A 4,291-nucleotide genomic window follows, 5' to 3' on the forward strand; every position below is an offset into this window, starting at 1 on the left:
ATGCACTACCTGGGCATGGCCGGAATGCGCCTGGACGGACAGCTGGAGTACAACACCCTCACCGTCGCCGCCTCGGTCGTCATAGCGATGGCCGCCGCCACCGCCGCCCTCTGGGCGGCCGGCCAGGTCAGAGGGCTCCTGTGGAGCATCGGCGCGAGCCTCGTCATGGGCCTCGCGGTCAGTGGCATGCACTACACCGGGATGGCCGCCCTGAGCGTCCACCTGCACGGCACCGCCGCCCCCGGCACGGGCGACTCGACCGCGGCCCTGCTCGCCCCCATGCTGGTCGGGCCGCTGGCCTTCCTCTGCCTCGCGGGTGTGGTCGTGCTGTTCGACCCGCTGATGGTCATGGGGAAGCCGGACTGGCCGCGGCCGGATGACAAGCCCGGCGTCCCCGCCCACGTCCCGGCGCACCACCGGGGCACCCGCTTCGCGGCGGGTGCCCGCCGCGGGCCGGCCGGCCGCGGTGCCCGCACCCCGCAGAACCGCTGACCGCCGCCCGGCGCCGCCGGCCGGGTGCGCGTGCCCGCGCCCCGCGGAACGTCGCGGAAACGGAAAACGCTGATCAGAGCCGGTTGTCAGTGGCGGGTCGTACGGTGGATGGCATGCGGCCCGTTTCCCAGATCGAACGTACGGTGGCGCCTTTCGAGGTCGTCAGCCCCTACCAGCCGAGCGGCGACCAGCCCGCGGCCATCGCCGAGCTCGCCCGGCGCATCGAAGCCGGTGAGAAGGACGTCGTGCTGCTCGGCGCGACCGGCACCGGCAAGTCCGCCACCACCGCGTGGATGATCGAGAAGCTCCAGCGCCCCACCCTGGTCATGGCGCCGAACAAGACGCTGGCCGCCCAGTTGGCGAACGAGTTCCGCGAGCTGCTGCCGAACAACGCCGTCGAGTACTTCGTCTCGTACTACGACTACTACCAGCCCGAGGCCTACGTCCCGCAGTCGGACACCTACATCGAGAAGGACTCCTCGATCAACGAGGAGGTCGAACGCCTGCGCCACTCCGCGACCAACTCGCTGCTCACCCGCCGCGACGTCGTCGTGGTCGCCTCGGTGTCCTGCATCTACGGCCTGGGCACGCCCCAGGAGTACGTCGACCGGATGGTCCCCCTGCGGGTCGGCGAGGAGATCGACCGGGACCAGCTGCTGCGCCGCTTCGTGGACATCCAGTACACGCGCAACGACATGGCGTTCACCCGCGGCACCTTCCGGGTCCGCGGCGACACCATCGAGATCTTCCCGGTCTACGAGGAGCTGGCCGTCCGCATCGAGATGTTCGGCGACGAGATCGAGGCACTCTCCACCCTCCACCCGATCACCGGCGAGATCGTCAGCGACGACCAGCAGCTCTACATCTTCCCCGCCTCCCACTACGTCGCCGGTCCCGAACGCATGGAGCGGGCGGTCAACGACATCGAGAAGGAGCTGACCGAGCGACTGGCCGAGCTGGAGAAGCAGGGCAAGCTCCTGGAGGCCCAACGGCTGCGCATGCGCACCACCTACGACCTGGAGATGCTGCGCCAGATCGGCACCTGCTCCGGCGTCGAGAACTACTCGATGCACTTCGACGGCCGCTTGCCCGGTTCCCCGCCCAACACCCTGCTCGACTACTTCCCGGAGGACTTCCTCCTGGTCATCGACGAGTCGCACGTCACCGTGCCGCAGATCGGCGCGATGTACGAGGGCGACGCCTCCCGCAAGCGCACCCTCGTCGACCACGGCTTCCGGCTGCCCTCCGCCCTGGACAACCGCCCCCTGAAGTGGGAGGAGTTCCAGGAGCGCATCGGCCAGACCGTCTACCTGTCCGCAACCCCGGGCACCTACGAGATGTCCCGCTCCGACGGCTTCGTGGAGCAGATCATCCGCCCGACCGGTCTGGTCGACCCCGAGGTCGTCGTCAAGCCCACCGAGGGCCAGATCGACGACCTGGTGCACGAGATCCGCACCCGCGTGGAGCGCGACGAACGCGTCCTGGTCACCACCCTGACCAAGAAGATGGCCGAGGACCTGACCGAGTACTTCCTGGAACTCGGCATCCAGGTCCGCTACCTGCACAGCGACGTCGACACCCTGCGCCGCGTCGAGCTGCTGCGCGAACTGCGCGCCGGCGAGTACGACGTCCTGGTCGGCATCAACCTGCTGCGCGAGGGCCTGGACCTGCCCGAGGTGTCCCTGGTGGCGATCCTCGACGCCGACAAGGAGGGCTTCCTGCGCTCCGGCACCTCCCTGATCCAGACCATCGGCCGCGCGGCGCGCAACGTCTCCGGCCAGGTCCACATGTACGCCGACAAGATCACCCCGGCGATGGAGAAGGCCATCGACGAGACCAACCGCCGCCGGGAGAAGCAGGTCGCGTACAACAAGGCGAACGGCGTCGACCCGCAGCCGCTGCGCAAGAAGATCAACGACATCGTCGCGCAGATCGCCCGCGAGGAGGTCGACACCGAGCAGCTGCTCGGCAGTGGCTACCGGGCCAAGAAGGACGGCCGCGGCACCAAGGCCCCGGTGCCCGCGCTCGCCGAGCACTCGGTCAAGGGCGCCAAGGGCAAGGCGGCCAAGGGCAAGGCTAAGGAGACGGTGCCCACCGACCGTCCGGCGGCCGAGCTCGCCGAGCAGATCGAGGAACTGACCGCCCGCATGCGGGCCGCCGCCGCGGACCTCCAGTTCGAGATCGCCGCCCGGTTGCGCGACGAGGTCTCGGAGATGAAGAAGGAACTGCGCCAGATGAAGGAGGCGGGCCTGTCCTGACGGCCGTCGGGCCGTCCCGGCGGCCCGGCGGCCCGCGCGGGCGCCGGGACGGCCCGGACCCGGCGCCCCGGTCCCCGCGCCACGCACCCGCCCGCGCTGCGACACCGCGCCCGTCCGCGCCCGGCGCCCGCGCGCAACCGGCGCCCCGGCAGTCCCGCGGGCCCCGCCACCGGCTGCGCAGTGTTGCAAGACCGACACAAAGTCAGGTCCGGGGTACGGCACTGTCAGTGCCCCTGCGTAGGGTTCAGGTCAACCGCGGCATCGCGGCAACAGGGGACTTGTCCGAGAGGGGAAACAGCGCGTGACCGTCAACATGACCAAGGGTCAGGCCATCAGTCTGCAGAAGAACGACGGCGGCAGCCTGACCGCGGTCCGTATGGGTCTCGGCTGGCAGGCGGCCCCGCGGCGCGGCCTGTTCGGCTCGCGCACCCGCGAGATCGACCTCGACGCCTCCGCGGTCCTCTTCGCGGACAAGCAGCCGGTCGACGTCGTCTTCTTCCGCCACCTGGTGAGCGACGACGGCTCGGTGCGCCACACCGGCGACAACCTCGTCGGCGGTGTCGGCCAGGGCGGCGACGACGAGGCGATCCTCGTCGACCTGCAGCGCCTCCCGGTCCACATCGACCAGATCGTCTTCACCGTGAACTCCTTCACGGGCCAGACCTTCCAGGAGGTGCAGAACGCGTTCTGCCGCCTCGTCGACGAGACCAACGGCCAGGAACTGGCCCGCTACACCCTCGCGGGCGGCGGCGCCTACACGGCCCAGATCATGGCGAAGGTGCACCGGGTGGGCACCGGCTGGTCGATGACCGCCCTCGGCACCCCGGCCAACGGCCGCACCTTCCAGGACCTGATGCCGTCCATCCTGCCGCTGCTCTGACGCGGCCGGGCGAGCGCACACCACACACCTACACAGCGACAGCAGGGGGACGAAGGCGATGACGGCCGAGCTGGCGCGGGGACAGAACCACCCGCTCTCCCAGGCCCGTCTGGAGATCAGGATCTCGGCCGGCACGCCGATCGTGACCGCGGCCACGCTCAGTGACGAGAACGGAAAGGTCCACGGCGTGGAGCGGGTGGCCCATCCGGGCGCCCCCACCCTGCCCGGCCTGGAAGTCTCCCGCCAGGCGGCCGCGGACCACCGGCTCGCGGTGGACCTGGACGCCATGCCGGACACGGTCCACCGGGTCAATGTGCTGCTCGCCCTCCCCGTCGGCACCGCGGGCGGCCCCGGCCGCTTCGGGGCGGTCGCCGCCCCCTTCGTCGCCGTCACCGGTCTCGACGGCACGGAGATCGCCACCTTCACGCTCACCGGCCTGGAGACCGAGACGGCCGTCGTCGCCCTGGAGCTCTACCGGCGGCAGGAGGCCTGGAAGGTGCGCGCGGTCGGCCAGGGCTACGCCGGCGGCCTCGCCGACCTCCTCACCGACCAAGGGCTGCCCGAGGCACCCCGGCTCGCCACGGCCATCAACGACGCGGTGGCGCGGGGCGTCGCCCGCTCCGTGTCCGCACCCCCGCCGCGACAGGCGGACGGCTGGGTG

Annotated in this window: 4 protein-coding genes; all 4 read left to right on the plus strand. The window is 70.9% G+C overall.

The features are described from left to right. On the plus strand, positions 1-492 hold a 492-nt coding region (locus tag CCN42_RS36470; protein WP_281259560.1), incomplete at its 5' end, for an MHYT domain-containing protein. Positions 493-605: 113 nt separating this feature from the next. Beyond that, positions 606-2,750: an excinuclease ABC subunit UvrB gene (gene uvrB / locus CCN42_RS36475; protein ID WP_086741615.1), complete on the plus strand. Its 2,145-nt coding sequence runs from the start codon at positions 606-608 to the stop codon at positions 2,748-2,750. A gap of 301 nt (positions 2,751-3,051) precedes the next feature. After that, on the plus strand, positions 3,052-3,630 hold the full coding sequence (locus CCN42_RS36480) for a TerD family protein (protein ID WP_086172259.1): 579 nt from the start codon (positions 3,052-3,054) through the stop codon (positions 3,628-3,630). Positions 3,631-3,688: 58 nt separating this feature from the next. Then, positions 3,689-4,291: TerD family protein (locus CCN42_RS36485; RefSeq protein WP_143662147.1), on the plus strand; the 603-nt coding region annotated here is incomplete at its 3' end.

Origin of the sequence: Streptomyces glaucescens (assembly GCF_002154375.1) — a bacterium.
Lineage (GTDB): Bacteria > Actinomycetota > Actinomycetes > Streptomycetales > Streptomycetaceae > Streptomyces > Streptomyces glaucescens.

Excerpts from the sequence above, each read along its gene's own strand:
- uvrB (WP_086741615.1), top strand. The coding sequence starts at position 606 with ATGCGGCCCGTTTCCCAGATCGAACGTACGGTGGCGCCTTTCGAGGTC.